At 59.8% G+C, this 16,988-nt stretch carries 10 protein-coding genes; 5 read left to right on the top strand and 5 right to left on the bottom strand.

Annotated elements, in window-relative coordinates:
* The first annotated feature begins 3 nt into the window (after positions 1 to 3).
* Positions 4 to 1,275, top strand: coding sequence for a glutamate-5-semialdehyde dehydrogenase (locus JIN78_RS09345; protein ID WP_200391695.1), 1,272 nt, complete (start codon positions 4 to 6; stop codon positions 1,273 to 1,275).
* On the opposite strand, the gene JIN78_RS09340 is transcribed toward JIN78_RS09345, so the two are convergent.
* The gene (locus JIN78_RS09340) at positions 1,262 to 1,939 is read right to left on the bottom strand and encodes a RibD family protein (RefSeq protein ID WP_200391694.1); all 678 of its coding nucleotides are present in this window, start codon (positions 1,937 to 1,939) and stop codon (positions 1,262 to 1,264) included. The two genes, JIN78_RS09345 and JIN78_RS09340, sit on opposite strands and share 14 nt — an antisense overlap.
* Positions 1,940 to 1,997: 58 nt before the next feature.
* Here JIN78_RS09340 and JIN78_RS09335 point away from each other — a divergent pair, with 58 nt between their 5' ends.
* The 4 genes from JIN78_RS09335 (at position 1,998) to JIN78_RS09320 (ending at position 9,315) form a co-directional block, all read left to right on the top strand.
* Complete coding sequence (locus tag JIN78_RS09335) at positions 1,998 to 2,375, top strand: glutaredoxin family protein (RefSeq protein ID WP_200391693.1); 378 nt, start codon at positions 1,998 to 2,000, stop codon at positions 2,373 to 2,375.
* A 21-nt stretch (positions 2,376 to 2,396) separates the two neighbouring features.
* The gene (locus JIN78_RS09330) at positions 2,397 to 2,831 is read left to right on the top strand and encodes an NYN domain-containing protein (RefSeq protein WP_200391692.1); all 435 of its coding nucleotides are present in this window, start codon (positions 2,397 to 2,399) and stop codon (positions 2,829 to 2,831) included.
* 142 nt (positions 2,832 to 2,973) lie between these two features.
* On the top strand, positions 2,974 to 3,726 hold the full coding sequence (locus tag JIN78_RS09325; protein ID WP_200391691.1) for an AraC family transcriptional regulator: 753 nt from the start codon (positions 2,974 to 2,976) through the stop codon (positions 3,724 to 3,726).
* Between the two features lie 207 nt (positions 3,727 to 3,933).
* The gene (locus JIN78_RS09320) at positions 3,934 to 9,315 is read left to right on the top strand and encodes a LamG-like jellyroll fold domain-containing protein (protein WP_200391690.1); all 5,382 of its coding nucleotides are present in this window, start codon (positions 3,934 to 3,936) and stop codon (positions 9,313 to 9,315) included.
* Positions 9,316 to 9,356: 41 nt separating this feature from the next.
* On the opposite strand, the gene JIN78_RS09315 is transcribed toward JIN78_RS09320, so the two are convergent.
* The 4 genes from JIN78_RS09315 to JIN78_RS09300 all read right to left on the bottom strand — a co-directional run bounded on the left by JIN78_RS09315 (position 9,357) and on the right by JIN78_RS09300 (position 16,862).
* Positions 9,357 to 11,051 carry a GH39 family glycosyl hydrolase gene (locus JIN78_RS09315; RefSeq protein ID WP_200391689.1) on the bottom strand — a complete coding sequence of 565 codons (1,695 nt, stop codon included), beginning with the start codon at positions 11,049 to 11,051 and terminating at the stop codon, positions 9,357 to 9,359.
* A 13-nt stretch (positions 11,052 to 11,064) separates the two neighbouring features.
* The gene (locus tag JIN78_RS09310) at positions 11,065 to 11,796 is read right to left on the bottom strand and encodes a hypothetical protein (RefSeq protein ID WP_200391688.1); all 732 of its coding nucleotides are present in this window, start codon (positions 11,794 to 11,796) and stop codon (positions 11,065 to 11,067) included.
* A gap of 46 nt (positions 11,797 to 11,842) precedes the next feature.
* Positions 11,843 to 15,391, bottom strand: a complete 3,549-nt coding sequence (locus tag JIN78_RS09305; protein ID WP_200391687.1) for a hypothetical protein — start codon at positions 15,389 to 15,391, stop codon at positions 11,843 to 11,845.
* Positions 15,392 to 15,887: 496 nt separating this feature from the next.
* A complete protein-coding gene (locus JIN78_RS09300) occupies positions 15,888 to 16,862 on the bottom strand; it encodes an ABC transporter ATP-binding protein (RefSeq protein WP_307832990.1) in 975 nt (324 codons plus the stop codon).
* Between the last annotated feature and the right edge of the window lie 126 nt (positions 16,863 to 16,988).

Below are 16,988 nucleotides of genomic sequence, written 5' to 3'. Positions count from 1 at the left end.
ATTATGACGAGCGAAGAAGTATCAAAACAAGTTTTGGAAATGGGACGCAAGGGCCGGGCTGCGGCCTTGGAACTGGCGACCCTCGACGCTGACAAGAAGAACGAGATTCTCCGCGCGATGGCCGATGGTCTGCGGGAGCACGCCGCCGAAATCCTGGCCGCCAATGCCGAGGACATCGCGGCGGGTGAGAAGCGTGACTTGTCGTCCGCGATGCTGGACCGCCTCCGGCTCGATGAGGACCGCCTGGAGGCCGTGGCGGCCGGAGTGGAAAAAGTAGCCACCCTTGCCGATCCGGTGGGGGAGCGCCTCGCCCAATGGGAGCATCCCAAGGGCTTTTCCATCGAGCAAGTGCGCGTGCCCATCGGCGTGATTGGCATCATCTACGAGAGCCGCCCCAATGTGACCAGCGATGCGGCTGTCCTTTGTTTAAAAAGCGGCAATGCCACCATCCTCCGGGGCGGTAGCGAGGCCATCCATTCCAACCGTGCCATCGCCAAGGCTCTGCAGGAAGGCGGCGAAAAGGCGGGACTGCCCGCCAACGCCATTCAGCTCATTCCCTTCACCGACCGCGAAAGCGTGAAGGTGATGGCGGGCATGGACCAATACCTCGACCTCATCATCCCGCGCGGCGGAAAGGGCCTCATCGAAACCGTGGTCTCTCTGGCCCGCATGCCGGTGATCAAGCACTACGACGGCATTTGCCATGTCTACGTCTCGCCCCAGGCGGATTTTACCAAAGCGGTCGACATCGTGGTGGACTCCAAGACCCAAAAGCCCAGCGTGTGCAATGCCTTGGAAACGCTGCTGGTCGACGAGCTCATCGCCAGCGAGTTTCTTCCCCAGGTGGCAGAGGCCTTGCAGGAGAAGAACGTGGAATTGCGCGGGGACGAGCGCACCTGCGAAATCCTCGGTGCTGCGGCTAAGAAGGCCAGCGAGGAAGACTGGTCGATGGAGTATCTTGACTACATTCTGGCGGTCAAAGTGGTGCCCTCCCAGGAAGAAGCGATGGCCCACATCAATCACTACAGCTCCAAGCACAGTGACTGCATCGTGACCGAGGATGGGGACGAGGCGGAGAAGTTCCTGCGGGGGATTGACTCCGCTTGCGTGTTTCACAATCTCTCGACCCGCTTCAGCGATGGCGAGGAATTCGGCTTTGGCGCGGAGATCGGCATTTCCACCGACAAGTTGCATGCCCGGGGACCCATGGCTCTACGGGAGCTCACCAGCTATCAATACCGGCTGCGGGGAGACGGGCAAATCAAGGCTCGTTGACCAGCGCCACTTCTTCCTCCGCCCGGCGCCAGGTGCCCAGGAGCTCGTCATGCTCGTTGACTGTCCAGTCTGCGAGGAGGTAGCGCCGGGAGGCGGGGAGGAACTCGCCTGGCACTCCGGTGAGGGTGGGAGAATCCTGCCCTCCTAGCAGGGTGTGGGCGGCGATGGTGAGGTGAATCTCATCCACCACATCCAGCTCGAAAAGGGTCTTGGCGAGGGAGCCTCCGCCTTCGCAGAGGAGGCGGTTCACCCCGAGTTCCTCCTTGGCCCGCGAGAGGAAATCGGGCAAGGAAAGCAAGTGGACGCGTGCTCCCGCCTTTTCCCAAAAAAAAGGGGAGAAATCGCCTGAGGGCCCGGTCACGACTAGGTGGCGATCTCCTCCCTCGCTTTGGAAAAACTTGTGGTCGGGATCGAAGTGGCCGCTGCGGGAAATGACGCAACGCAGCGGCTGGCGCTCGGGCCCGAGGTGGTCCGGGATGGTCAGCGACATTTGGTCGGCCTGCAAGGTGCCCCGTCCCACGAGAACGGCATCCGCTTGCTGGCGCAGGGCCCACAGGTGCTCCAAGTCCGCTTGGGAGGTGAAGGCCGAGGCCCCTCCTTGCGAGGTGCCAATCTTCCCGTCGGCGGACAGGGCGAAATTGAGAGAAATATGCGGGCGAATCATGCCGGGAAGAGAAGGAAGCACACTTGAGCTTTTTGCGAAAGAGGCTAAATTGGCGGCCATGAGCGACCAACCGAAAATCGTTTGTTACCTGAAGACCTATTGTGGCTGGAGCGAAGGCGTGCGCGCCGTCCTCCGCAAATACAATCTCACTTGGGAGGAAAAGGACATTATCAAGAATCCTGCCATGCGCATGGAGATGGAGATGAAGAGCGGGCAGCCACTCTCGCCCTGTGTGGAGGTCAATGGCACCATGCTGGCCGACGTCAGCGGTGAGGAAGTGGAAAACTGGATGGTCGAAAAGGGCCTCATCACCCGGAGCGAGGAAGAGCCCGACGCTCCCATCGATTCCTCTTGCTCGCCCGAGCAACACGAAGCCCAGGCCCGCGCCGAAGCCGCTGCCAAAGGGGTGGCCGGCAAAGTGGTCATCCTCGACTAAACCCATTCCCCGACCATCCCCGTGTCCGGTCAACTCCTCATCGTGGATGGTCACAATGCCCTCTTGGGGCTGGCCCGCTTTGCCGAACGGCATCGCGAGAATGGCACGCTGGCGCGCGAGCAGCTCATCGACTGGCTCTCGCGCTACCAGTCCGCCAGCGAGGACGCCGTAGTGGTGGTCTTCGATGGCCGCGGGGCCCAGCGCGATGTCCAGCAGGGCGATGAAGGGGAAGTGATGGTCATCTACGCCCGCGCGCGTGAGTCAGCGGACGCCGTCGTTGAGCAATTGGCCGCTTCCCAAGCTAAAAAGCGGCGCGTCCTGGTCGCCAGCAACGACCGCTCCATCCAGTATGCGGTGGCCAATGGCGGGGCCGACTTTATGACGCTGGGGGCGCTGGAGTTGCGGGTCGAGGGCCAATTGGGGAGTTGGCGTCGCCACTGGCGCATCCAGTCCTGAGGCAAATCTGTCTTGGAAAAAAACCGCCGTCCTGGGGAGGTGTGGCCATCGTCGGCCTAAAGAGGGAAGAAAGGGTGAGCGGCGGAACCGCGGAGCGGAGAATGTCTTGCCAAGTGGGGAAGAAAGTTGGTAAAATTTCGCCATGTCTGCCGAGGATATTGTCTCTCGTTGGTTGGAGGATGTGCGTCCCGGAACGGTGCGCGAGCTGTTCGAGTATCTTCCCAACATGCTCTATTTTGCGAAAGACGCGGAATTGCGGCTGATGAGTGGGAATCGGGCTTTCGTGCAGCGGTGCGGCTTTCAATCCGAAGCGGAATTGGTGGGAAAACGCGACCACGAGATTTTTCGGGCGGAATTGGCCGAAAAGTATTCCCAGGATGATCGGCTGGTGATCGCCAGTGGCAAGGCCATCACCGGCATCGTGGAACTCTTTCCCAATCAGATGGGCGATCCCGAGTGGTTCGTGACCGACAAGGTGCCGCTCTTCAACCGTTCGGGTGAAGTGGCCGGGCTGTGCGGCATGGTGCGGAGCTTCAAAGGAGCGCAGGCCGAGATTCAGCCTTATCTGAACCTGGCGCCTGTGATCGATTATTTGAGCGAGAACTATGCCGAGAAAGTTTCGGTGCATGAACTGGCCAAGATGGCCGGGCTCTCCGTGCGCCAGTTGGAGCGGCGCTTCAGTGAGACTTTTCAGACCACGCCCAAGCAATATCTCATCAAGCTGCGGGTGCTGCGGGCTTGTGATCTGCTCTCCAGCACCACCAAGCCCATTACCGAGATTGCCCTCGATGTCGGTTTCTATGACCACAGCTCATTTTCGAAGAAATTCACCCAGATGATGAGCCTGTCTCCGCGCGAGTATCGGGGCCGGTTCCGCCGGGGGAAGAAGAAGTAGCGTTCCGCTCTCTCAGGGTTCTGGGAAAAAATGGTAGGGTTGCTGGTATAAAGGCGACTCTTTCTAAGAAGGGGTTGCCTGCTTCGTTACATGGTAGAGACGAAATTGCCCTGTTCCTTAGGGGAATTCGCGAAACTTAGCTCTCGCGGAAGGCTGTTCGTTTCGGTAAAAATCAACCGATCGATGTGAATCGATTTCCTTCCTGCCATGAAAACCCAATTCTTTCTCCGGCTGTCCCTTGCCTTGGCCGCGACCCTCCTCGGGGCTCCTCTGAGCCCCGGCGAACTGCTCCATCGTTGGTCGTTCAACGAGGCTCCGGGCGAAGTTCCCAGCGGAACACTCTTTCTCGATTCCATTGCGCAAGAAGAAGCCGTTCTGCGGGGCGAGTTTCAGCAGCGCGCGGTTCTCACCGGGGCGGCCTTGCATCTGCCGGGAACTTCCAATGGCAACCATTCCCTCGGGTTCATGTCGCCCTATCTGGATTTGCCCAATGGTTTGATCTCCGCCCACCCCAATCTCACCGTCGAGGTTTGGGCTGCTCCTCTGGGGGTGGAGAATTTTGACCGGATCTTCGATTTCGGGCGCTGCCGAAGCCAGGACACCAGTGGGCCTGAGGCCGCGGAAGGGGAGATCGTCGATATCAACGGCCAGGGTTCTATCCCGGGGGCGACGGCGGGGGAGGATACCCTGGCGATGACCTTTGCAGTCGGGAATGACGAGGAGGAGATGCGGATGCTCACCGTGAAGGAGGAAAACTTCGCCCTTCCGGGGGCGGTGCAAGATGTCGCGCGCGTCACCGCCTTGGGGCAAACCTATCATTACGTGATGACTTTTGCCGACGGGGTGGGGCTATTCGGCGCCACGGGCGGGCGGGTAAGCTGGTATCGCAATAGCGAGCTTCTCCATCAGGTGGATGTCGATTTCCGTTTGGAGGACTTTGAAGATGTCAACAATTGGCTTGGGCGTTCGCAGTGGACCAATGATTTCAACGCGGAGGCGAATTACCATGAGTTTCGTATCTGGAACGAGGTGCTCTCTGCGGAGAAAATTGGAGAGAACTTCGCGGCGGGGCCGGATTCTCTCACGGCGGTTGACTTGCCTGAAGCGGACCATCTTTGGACTTTCAACCAGCAGGCAAATTCCGAACTCCCCTCGGGGGAGGTCTTTGTGGACGAGATCGGGGGGCAGTGGACGGCGACTTTGCGAGGGCAAGGTGGGGCTCTGAATGGGCGGGAGGTGGTTTTGCCTGGCACCACGACCGGGAATGAGCCGGAGCGCAGCTTGTCCGCCTATCTCGATCTTTCCAACGGCATTCTCTCGGCTTCCGCCAATGTCACCTTTGAGGCCTGGGTCAGGCCGCTCTCGTCCCGAACCTGGCAGCGGCTTTTCGATTTCGGTCGCACCGTGCAGACCAGTGGGGCCGGAGCTTTGCCGGGGGAAATCCTCGATGGTCCAGTGGCTCCGGGATTCACGGGAGCCTATGACAATCTCTCGCTGACCCTGAACAATGGCGACGACTTCAATGCCCAGCAGCTGGAAGGGGAGTTTGCTGACAACGGCCCCGTCTTCACGGCCTCGCAGGCGGAAACGGTGGCGGGAGAGCAGTATCACATGGTCTTGGTGGTCGAGGATCAGGTGGGTGAATTTGGGGCCAATGGCTGTCGGGTGAGCTACTATCGGGATGGTATTTTGCAGAATAGCGATGACTTTAATTTTCGGGTGGTGGACTTGGCCGACGTCAACAACTGGATCGGGCGTTCCATGTATACCGGGGATTCCAATTCACACCTCGCGCTTGATGAGCTACGTATTTATCGGCAATCCCTCACCGCCGGGGAAGTGTTTGCGAGTTATGTTTCCGGACCGGATCCGGACAGTGGTCCTCCGGAGCCTCCGGTGCCAGCTCCGGTGCCGGTGCGGAAGTGGGACTTCAACACCGCTCCCGGGAGTGCGCCCCCGGGGCAGACCTTTTTGGATTCGGGGGTGGGGGAAGAGGCCACTCTGCGGGGGCAGGGGGGCAGCTTGACCGGACGGGAGCTGGTCTTGCCGGGCAATGGCAACGGCTATCAAACGGCGGAGGAGATATCGGCCTACCTGGACCTGCCGAATGGTCTCATTTCCCGATATGATGATCTCAGTGTGGAAATCTGGCTCACTCCGCGGGAAGGGGGGAGCAACTGGCAACGGGTTTTTGACTTCGGTAATTGCACCACCACCCATGGAGAAGGCACGTTAACAGGGGAAGTTATCGATGATGAATTTGTTCCGGAGGGGTATCAGGCGAGTGACAATCTTTTTCTTTCCCTCAATGTGCAAAACACGCTGGGGGTGCAACGGCTGGGGGCCAAGCTGAATGGAGGGGCGGAGACGGGGAGGAATACCGACCTTTCGTCCCTCACCGAGGTGGGCACGGAGTATCATTATGTGATGACGGTGGAGGCGGGGGCGGGGGGAGAATCAGGCTGCCTGGTGAAGTGGTATCGCGAGGGTGAATTGCAGGGCAGCATCGAGGTGCCTTTCCGGCTCCGGGACCTCGATGATGTCAACAACTGGATCGGTCGTTCCAACTGGGGAGCTGACAATAATTCGGCGATGAGCATCAACGAACTGCGCATCTATGATCGCGCGATCAGTCACCGCGAGGTTCGGAGCAGTTTCAGCAACGGACCGGATTTCATCTTCCCGGTGCCGGAGGCCGTGGCCGATGGGAGTCCCCTGCATCTCGGCCAAAGGGTGGTCCTGCCAGTCCTGGCCAACGATCAGGGCGGGCCTCTGGCTGAGACTCTCACCATTGCCGGGGCTCCTTCCGTGGGAACGGCGGAAGTCCTGCCTGGCGGAAAAATTCTCTATCGACATGCGGGAGAGGAGCTGGGTCCGGTGAGCTTCACTTACGCCATCTCGGGCATTGGGGGAGAATTGGTTGAAGGAGAGGTGGTCCTGCAGCTCACCGACCAGTTGCGTCTCAATGGTCCGGTGACCAGCACCTTGCCCTTGGAACCACCTGCTACGGAACTCGCCGTAGTTGACGCTTTCCCGGGGCTTTTCTTTAATCGGCCGGTGTCGCTCGCCAGCCCTCCGGGCGATCAGCGGCGGCTTTTTGTGAGCGAAATCGGGGGGGGGGTGAAGGTGATTCCTGACGTGACTGCGAGTAGCGCGACGGCGGGGGTGGTATTGGATTTAAACGAAGCCATAGCCGGTCGCGATCCGAACGAGACGATCGAGGGAGGGGCGAATCAGGAGCTGGGGCTCCTGGGATTGGCTTTTCACCCCGAGTATGAGGTCAATGGCTACTTCTTTGCGAGCTACACCGTGCGAAAGGCTGGGCTGGGATTTTTCCAGCGGCTTTCGCGCTTCACCGTTCCCCTAGCGGAGAGAGAGCAAGCGATTCCTCAGGCGGATGTTTCCTCCGAATTGATTCTCTTGGAGCAGTTCGACGAGGGGGCCAATCATCAGGGAGGAGATCTTCATTTCGGTTCGGATGGTTATCTCTATTTGTCTTTGGGAGATGAAGAGAATCCTTTTGATTTTCGCCTCAATAGTCAGCGCATTGATAAAGATTTCTTTTCGGGGCTCATCCGCATTGATGTCGACAAGCGGGAAGGCAACTTGGAGCCCAACCCCCATCCGGCGGTGCCTACTGACGAGGGCTTGGCCCGGTATTCGGTTCCTGCGGATAATCCCTGGGTAGAAGCCACGGAATTTTTGGACCAAAGTGTCGACTCTTCTGAGGTTCGCACCGAGTTTTATGCGGTGGGGTTACGCAGCCCCTGGCGATTCTCCATCGACCGGGAGACTGGCGAAATCTGGGTCGGGGATGTCGGGCAAAATCTCTACGAGGAGATTAACCTCATTGAGAAAGGAGGCAACTACGGTTGGGTCTTTCGCGAAGGTGCCCACGACGTCACCGAGTTCAATGCCGGTTGGCCGGAGAAACCAGCCAACTTCAACGAGATCGCCATCGACCCCCTGTATGAATACGAGCACACCGCGGCGGCGGGGGATCCGTTGTTCGAGGGCAACTCGGTGACCGGAGGGGTGGTCTATCGGGGACAGCGCATCCCGCAATTATCAGGAAAATACCTCTTTGGAGATCAAGTGAGTGGGCATCTCTGGGCCTTGGCTCGCGACGAGGGCGCGGTCATGGTGGAGAGGATTGGAGGCCTGTCCTATATCTCGAGTTTTGGGCATGATCCCTCGAATGGGGATGTCCTCATTACCTATACTCCTGCGGGGGCGGCGAATAGTGAGAGCTATGGCCTCAAGAGATTGGTGGCAGCAACGCCGGAAGGAACTTTTCCCGAGACCTTGAGTGCGACGGGACTCTTTGCCGAGGTGGCGGCCCTTGCTCCGCAGCCAGGGCTTTTGCCCTACGAACCCCGACTGACCTTTTGGAGCGATCACGCTCGCAAACAGCGCTGGTTTTCCCTCCCAGCGGAGGAAATGACGATGACTTGGCGGCGGGAAGAGCCTTGGATCTTTCCCAGCGGTCAGATTTGGGTGAAGCACTTCGAGATGGAATCGGTGCGAGGGGTTCCCGAAAGTGCGCGTCGGATTGAAACCCGAATCCTGGTCAAGAATGAGACCGGCCTCTACGGCGTCAGCTACCGCTGGAACGAGGAAGAGTCGGAGGCTTCGCTCGTCGCGGATGGAGGGGAGAGTTTTCCGCTTTCGGTGGAGGTCGAGGGCATATTGCAGGAGCTGATTTGGAGTGTTCCCAGCCGCGGGCAATGCCTCACTTGTCACACCGCAGCGGGAGGGCTGGCGCTTTCCTTTAATACGCGGCAACTCAATCGGGAGGGACAGATTCATGGCTCGGCAGGGAATGTCTTGGCTCTGCTTGCTGAAGCCGGTTACTTGGGCAACGAATTGGAATCGGTTGGGGATTTGCCTCGGCATGTGGGTTATGAGGAGGCACAGGCCACTCTCGAAGAGCGGGTGCGGTCCTATCTCGCGGTGAATTGTGCCTATTGTCATCAACCGGGAGGAGGGGCTTCCGGCTGGGACGGGCGCTCGCCACTCACTCTGGAGGAAACCGGGTTGGTGCGGGGTTTGGTCGCGGCCCCCCGGCATGCCGCCGATCGCCTGGTGGTGCCGGGTGAGGTGGCCCGTTCGGTGGTGGTCAGTCGCATGGCTGAGCGGGAGGGTTACACCCGGATGCCGCCCCTAGCCTCCAGTGTCGTCGATGACCAAGGGGTGGCTTTGTTGACGGCTTGGATCGAGAGTGAACTGCCCGAGCGGAATCTCTATGCCGACTGGGCGGCGGGTTACGCGCTTACCGGAGCTCGGGAAGAAGATGATGATGGTGACGGACTGAGCAACTACGAGGAGTATCTTTGGAAAAGCGACCCCACGGAGGCCGCCAGCCTTCATCCCTTGACCCTTGGGGAAGAGGGCCAGCTGGCTTTTCGGCGCGAGTCCTTCAGGCGTTATCAACTCTGGAGCAGCACCAGTCTGGCGGGCGATTGGGAGTTGTGGCGCGATTGGTCCGGGGCGGAAGACTACCGGGCGGATGCGGTTGAAGAAGTGGTGCCGACCCTTGGAGAGGGGGATGTGCGTCGCTTTTTCCGCCTGCAGGTCACGGAGCCCTGATATCCCCCTATCGGTCAGGTCTTTGCCCGTCAGGTCGGGCTTTACTCGAAGATAAAGAGCGAGACCGCTTGGCGGGGCAGGGTCACGGTGAGGTGGGAATCCTCGCCGCTGGTCCGGACCGTGGTCGGGTCGTGGAACTCTTGCAACTGCCCGGCCTCCTTGAGTTCCGCGATTTGTGCAGGGGAGGGGTTTTGCGGAGAGTCGAAAGCCAGCCAGAGGGTGTAGGCGTTGCTGTGGCTCTCGTCGATGCGGTAGTGGGTGAGAGATTTCTCCTGCGCGGCATAGCCGGAGAGTTGCAGGGTCACTTCGGCTTCGGGGCCCGGCACGTTGTCGTCGTGATAGTGCCAGAGCATCACGGCCAGGCGGTCGCCATCGCGAGTCGCCACGGCGCTGACGTCGGGTTCTTCGCGCACGCCTTTTTTGAGGAGGTCATCGAGGGAGACCTCGCCCTCGCTCCGGACGGCCACCCGTTGACCGCGCAGTTTCGCCATCATGCGGAAGGTGTTTAGCACGGGCTTGTCAATGCCCCGGGTAGCGAGGGCGCGGAAGCCGGCAAAGTAGGGCTCGTTTTCAAACTCGAAAGCCCAAGTGAGCGCCCCTTCGAGGTTGACTCCATGGCGGGCGGCGAGTTCGAGTTTGCGGGGAAAGCTTGCCGCCGTGTAGCTGGAATACATGGTGCCATTGCGATAGGCCAGGTTGTCTCCCTGGCAGGCCGCGCAGCCCTCGGGGTCGGACTCGCCGATGATGAGGGGGAGGTCGCGATAGGCGGGGAACTTGCTCACCACGCGGAAGGCGCCGTCAATGTCGCGGAGCTGGTTGGCCATTCCCATGCGCACATGTCCCTCCACGTGTTCGGGCCAGCCTTTGGCATGAAAGGAGATGAAGTCGAGGGGGGTGCCCACCTCGCCAGTGGCGGCATTGGTGCCGGATTGGCAGTGGCGGAGGAAACGCTCCAGATAGTCGCCACCTGCTCCCCCCGCAAGGTCGGGGCCGCCCACTTTGGCCCCGGGGAGGGCTCGACGCACTGCAGCCAGCGAGAGATCGTGGAGCTTGTAGAATTCCTCATCCGTGCCGCGCCAATAGCCGATGTTGGGCTCGTTCCAGGTCTGCCAATACCAGGTCAGGACTTCTTCTTTGCCATAGCGTTCCACGCAATGCTTCGTCCATTCGTAAACGAGGTCACTCCACTTTTGGTAGTCGGTGGGGGGAAAGGTCCATCCGGTGTAGATTTCGTCATACTTGGCGCGTGGCGTCCAACTGTGGCGATAGGGGTGCGGGCGGCTGGAAAGAGCCTCGGGCATGAACCCGATCTGCACGTAGGGGCGCACCTTCTTCTCGCGGTAGGCATCGAAGATGCCGTCGACAATGGTCCAGTCGTAGACGGGATTCCCCGCTTCGTCCTCGGTGTAGGCATTGGTCGAGCCCCACTTGAGGGCAGCGGTGCCGTCGCCGGTGGTGAGCAGATTGTGGGTGCGGAAAAAGACCTGATCGGGGGACATCTCCCCCAATTCACCCAACAAGGCCCGGCCATCGGGCATGGTGGCATAGTTGGGCTCGTCGGCCCCGAAAAAGCGCCAAATGGGTTTCCATTCGGTGAGCGGGCGGTTGGCCTCCACTGAGATCGCGACGGGAAAAGCGCTTTCTTGAGCAGAGAGGGAGCCCACCCCACACAGAAACGCTCCCAGCAGGCTGGCGGTTCTGGTGAGGGCCGGGCTGCAGGGAGCGGTCAGGGTCATGAGAGGTTTGTGTTTATTCGTCTCCGGGAATGGCAATGTCCTTGATTCCCTTGATGTCGAGGCGCTGGTTGCGGGGATTCATATAGGCAATCTGGATTTCCCGTTTTCCTCCGGGGTGGGCCCAAGAGGAGGAACTGAATTTTTCCCACTCGCCGCCGACATTGCTCCAGGCGGTCATGGCGGAAGCATTGCGTGCATTCACCGGTGGATCTTCGATGAGTTTGGCCTTCATCGAGCCGATTTCGAAACCGCTTTTCTCGAGGGTGATGCGGAGATCGGCCGGGCTCAGGTTGATCACCGTGAAGGAGCCTTTGGGAAAGTCGCGCAACGAGTCAGGGATGGGGAGAAGGTGGAACTTTTGTCCCCCTCCCTCGCTTTTCGCGGGCAAGAGGATGAGGATGACGGATTGGGTGTTGTCCGGCAGGGCCGTCTTGCCCACCACCAGTTTGTCGTCTTCCACACTGGCTGGATCCGCCGAGGTGGTCAGAATCACGTTTTTGCTCAGAGGCAATTCTTGCTGCACATGGTTCAGATAGCTTTTGACTTCCAGCTCCACTCCTTCCGCTCCCTGGCTGGAGGGAGAATGGGCATAGAGGGGAGCGGGAATCCGGCGGGCCTCGAAGGCGAGGGCTCGGATGAGGGTCTTGGGCTGTTCCTCCGGTTCCTCCTGCCCCGCGAGGGGAAGGAGGAAGGCAAAGAGCAGGGCGATTGGGAGTAGGGCGATTGGGAGTAGGGCGGATTTCATGTCGTCAATAAGGGGAAGGGCAGGCTAAGGCTGGCTGGAGGGAAAATCAAACTTCGTCCTCCGAAAGCCAGCGGAAGGAAGTGATGCGGAAGCGTCGTCCGAAACGCTGGTTGACCTCACTTGTCAGTTCGTCCTCGCTCAAATGATTCTCATCAGCAGGGTCGAGGTAGTCGGGGGTCCGCTGCACGGTGGCTTCGCACCAGGCGCGCACCAGGGGACCATTGCGACCTTCCCGCGCTTCGCCATAGGCTCGGACGCGGAAGGTGTCGCCGCGCACGGTGATGAAGCTGGCCAAAGGCATGAGCAAATCTCCCTGGGTGAGGGCGATGGGGCTGCCCTCCGCTGTCTGACCTTCCCGGGCCGCAGGTTCGGCCAGGCCAGTCAGGTCGGCCGGGGTCAAGCTGTCCGTTCCGGAGACGCGCAGAGAGTAGTCTCCGTAAAAAGACTCGTTGAGGCCAGTCTCTTCAATGGCGGTCTCGAGGAGTCCGGCCACGCTGTGCAGTGCTCCGGAGCCGTCGATGCGGCGGTTGACAAACTCGGCCAGCGAGAGGCTGGGGGCGAGGTCTTGCTCACCCCGGCGGCGAATCTGCTCCACGATGGAAGTGGCCAGGGCTTCGATTTGTTGATCGCTCAAGCTCCGGTAGCCGGCCCAAGCACGGTTGTTTTCCATCGAAATGCCATTGATCCGTTCGTTGTCATCCACCAGAGGTAGGGTGGCCCGGGGGAAGGCGCTGCGGCCTTCCGATTCCGATCGCGCCAGGCTCCAGCTGACCACCGCCTGGTCGCGGACCGAGCTGAGAACAGCTTTCCAGGCTTCATAGGAGTCGGAATTGACATTGAAGCCTCCGCGAATGGCCAGGGAGCCGGCGATGCGTTCGACACGTTCTTCCTCGTTCATTCCCATCAAGCTGGCAGCCAGTTCTTCCGGCTTCTGGTTCTCGGGATTCAGGGGTGCGAGGCGGGAGTTCAGCAAGGATTCTTCTCCTTGGAAGAACCCTTCCAGCATCTGGCGGGCATCGCGGCGGGGAGCCAGGTCCCCGGCGAAGTCAGCAACCGTTGAGAAGAAGGTGCGGTCCCAAAGGGCGTCATTGAGAAGATAGCTGTGGTCCAGCATCAAGCCGCTGCCGAAGATCCGGCGGTCTCCTCCCGTGAGGGAATTGGTCACCGAGCCACTGGAGATGAGGGGATGGGCCCGGGAATTACCGAGGGGATGGGTCACGCGGGGCAGGGCCGAGCTCGGTGCCAAGTTTCCGGGAATGAGATCGCCCAAGCTGGCTGCAGGAGTGACGGGCACACGGAACATGGGCACATTGGTGGTGCCGAGCTGGGCCTGGCTGCTGGCTCCGTAGTAACCCCGGCCGGTGCTGTCCTCAAACTGCACCGCATCACTGAAGGAGGCGATTTCATCCACCCGCAGATCATAGGTGTCCAGTGCATTGCCGACCCGGCCGGTGTCTTGGGCCAAACCTTCCACCACGGGATGGTTATGAAGCCAGGGTTTGGCAATATCGTAATCATCGACCGTGGTCTTGGCGCTCATGGTCAACATGGCGAAGGGGGTCTTTCCTCCCGCACTCTTGTCATTGGGGCGTTGCAAGAGGTCCCGCACCCGCCAGGTGCGTTCGATCTCTGGACGAACAAGCGTGCCGCCTAGCTCTTCCTCCACATTGTTGAAATCGAAGGTGTAGCTGCGCACGAGGTCGGTGGAGACATCTTCCAAGTTGCTGCCGGCCCGGCCACTGCCCGCGAGGATGTCGATGGCGAAGTCCGGCACGCGTCGGTTGGCGTTGGACCGACCGGGCTTGGCTACTACCGAGACGGTGTCAGTGATGCGAATGCCCAGCCAGCCGCCTTGGCCGATCCCATTATTGCGCTCGAAATCATACAGGGTCGCGGGAGGGCGGTCTCCTCCGTAGCTCAAGTGGTCTACTTGGAAGCCGGCCCGAGTGTCCCAGCCGGGGATGCTCTCCACCCCCAGGCGATTCCCTGTGCGTCCGTCGATGTTGCCGAATTCATTGCGGGCATCCCAATCGAAAAAGGCCCGGGGAGAGTAGTCTCCGCTACCGGTTTCCAATCCCCAGGTCCAGTCGTCTTCCACCCAAGGAGAAAAGACGCGGACCTCACCAGGCTCGAGGGTGATGGGGTCGCCCGGGCTGCCCCGGCGGTCCCGCTCGGAGAGGAAAAGGGTGAAGTATTTGCGGGCATTGGGGTCTTTCTCGTAGGCAATCTGAAAACGAGCCAAGCCGTGGAGTTCCCCTCTCGCGTGTTGGGATCTGAGCCAGGCACCATTCTTTTTGAAACCAAACAAGATGGGAGGATCCCAGATGCGCACGCGCAGTTGCTCCAAGCTAAGGGCAACGTCGTAGGGGTTATACAAAGTGATGACGGGGTCATAGACGAGATGGGGCACCCCATAGTTGGTGTTGCCGCCATTCTGATTGAAGAAGGTCACCCGCTCACTGATGTGGGCATAGTGGGTCACCATGGAGAAAATGAGTTGGAACTTGGAGATGACCGGGAGGAGGCGCTCTTCCTCGGGGTCGAGATAAGTCCCAATCCGGCTGGGGCGTAATTCGCTCCGGAGATTTTTCTCGGGGGTTCCGGAGTCGGTTTGGGAAAGGTCCCGGTAATGCAGGTAATGATCCTTGAGATAGTCCCAGCGCAAGGCCCCGTCATCGGGACTGAAGTAGAGGGAGTCCCGATCGAAGATGTCGGCAAGATCAACGTTGCTCGACTCGAAGGCGGTGGTGAGGTCTTTCTTGAATCCTCCCTCCACTACATCGGTGAGCAGGGAGTAGGTGCCGGTAGTGAGCGCCCCTTGGTAGTTGAGAATGTTTTCCGAGCCCGTGGCCAAACCGGCGGTGGGCAGGCTGACCAGTGTTTCCGGGGAAGCGACGTTCTCAGGGTCGAGTTCATCGAGAATCAACTCCTGGCGGGCCCTCGGAGGCGAGGTGCGGAAGGCGATTTCCTCGTAGGTTTCCTCCGGCAAATCAAGGGGCGTATCAATGGGCACTTTCTGGCTTTCGTCGATGACGGCATAGGCATAGCCGCCCAAGGCACTGTTGTCATCGGTGCCGAGAGGGACGATGGAGCCGCGCAGACCATCGCTTTGGGTCTGTCCTGCCCCGGGAGAAGGACGTTGCAATTGAATGGCGTTGGGCAGCGAACCGCTGGGCAGACGCGTGTTGGTGGCGTTCTCGGAGTCGAGCGTCGAGACCAGCCAACGGCCGAAGAGGCTGCGTTTCCCACTGTAATCGGGACGGCCTCCCGCTTCCGCATCCCAACGGTAGCTTTCCCAAGCTCCGAGGAGTTCAGGTTCGTTGGCATCAGGCAGCACGGAGGAGGCATTGGCCGAAATACGGCGGTCGGGCCCCAGGTTCTCTTGCAGCTCGCCAATCGCGATCATGAGGCCCAGGCGGGCATTGGCCTGGGCTCGCATCATGGTGCTGGCATTCGCCGAGGAGCGTAGCACGCTGGAGGACAAGCTGAGAAGTCCCACGGCAATCAGCGAAAGAAGAATCATCAACGTCACCGTGATGACCAGAGAGAACCCGGAGGGTTTCTGCGGAGTAGGGGGGTGGGTTTTTCGTCTCATAGGTTTTTTGGGATTTTTGAAAACAAATCGATGTCTTGACGTAGTAAATCACTTTTGCCGAGATTTTGATTGTAGGAACCCGCTGTTCTTTTTGTGTTTTCTCGACATTCCGCTTTCCGTCGTTTTTTGTTTTTAGTAACGGATTTTTTCTTTTTTGCGAGATTCGAGAGGGTGGCACCTGCGAGGAGCGCTCTCACCCACTTTCATCGATGTTTACAGATAAACTATCGCCTTGGTAAGTCATTTGTAAAGACAAGAAGTGAGTTTGGCGCTTGAAATTGCCAAGTTTTTCTTGTTTTTGGTTCAGATGCCGCTGGGGAACTTTGGTCGCCAATAAGGCCTTGTCAAAGGGGAAAGAGGTGATTCTGAACTGGTAAAAGAGCGCCCTCGTCGACCATGCCGACTGTCGGCGGGGCCGGGGAGGGCGCGAGACAAGGGGATCCTGCAAGCCACTCTCCAGTGCTTGGGGTCAGGGTTTTGGGGGAGTTGGGTGGGCCTAGGCGAGGCAGCCGGGGCAATTTTGCACGAAGTGCCCGGGGGCGACTTCCGCCAGTGCCGGGCTGTGCTCTGTCAGGCAGCGGCTGGCATCGCCCAGGGTATTGCGGGGGCGGAAGGAGCAGCCGGAAGGGGGTTGCGTCAAGCTGGGAGGGAGACCTTCAATGGTGTAAAGAGCTTCACCCTTCTTTTGATTGGCGGGGATGCTCTGCAGCAGGGCCCGGGTGTAGGCGTGGCGGGGATTTTGGAAAAGCTTGGCCGCCGGGGCGCTCTCCACAATGCGACCGGCATACATCACATTGACGTGATCGCAGGTTTCGGAGACGACCGCCAGATCGTGGGTGATGAGGACCACCGCGGAGCCGAGATCGCGTTGCCGCTGTTTGATGAGGTCGAGGACCTGTTTTTGCACGGTTACGTCCAGCGCGGTGGTGGGCTCGTCGGCGATGAGGAGTTCCGGACGGGTGATGAGGGCCATCGCGATCATCACCCGCTGGCGCATCCCGCCGGAGAATTCGTGGGGATAGCTGTCCACCCGGCTCTCGGGTTTGGGGATGCCGACTTCGGCGAGGGCTTCGATGGCGCGCTGGCGAGCCTCGGCCCCGCGGATGTTTTCGTGCAAGGCCAGGGGCTCGATGAGTTGGTCGACGATCTTGAGGTAGGGGTTTAGCGAAGTCATCGGGTCCTGAAAGATCATCGAGATCCGTTTCCCGCGCACGGAACGCAGCTGTTTCTCGCTTTGGGAAAGGAGGTCGATACCGTCGAAAAGGGCTTGGCCGGCATGGATGCGGCCGGGCGGCTTGGGGATGAGGCCCAGGAGTGAATAGCAGGTCACTGACTTCCCGGAGCCGGATTCGCCCACGATGCCGAGAGTTTGGCCTTTCTCGACCGAAAAGGAAACGTCTTCCACCGCGTGGACGACGCCATCGCGAGTATGAAAACGGGTTGTCAAATTGGTAACGTCCAGCAGAGCCACGGGCGGAGTGTGGGCTATTTCCCGCCGGGAAAGAAGAGCGAAGCAAAAAAAATCTGTCGTGCAGGGAAGGGGTCTTGTTTTGCAATTGTGTTTCTCGGAGACTGCGTCCGGCGGCGACTTTCCCAA

This window comes from Roseibacillus ishigakijimensis (assembly GCF_016595415.1).
Taxonomy (GTDB): domain Bacteria; phylum Verrucomicrobiota; class Verrucomicrobiia; order Verrucomicrobiales; family Akkermansiaceae; genus Roseibacillus; species Roseibacillus ishigakijimensis.
The sequence above is the reverse complement of the archived record's forward strand: the minus strand, read 5'-3'. Positions and strand labels throughout refer to the sequence as shown.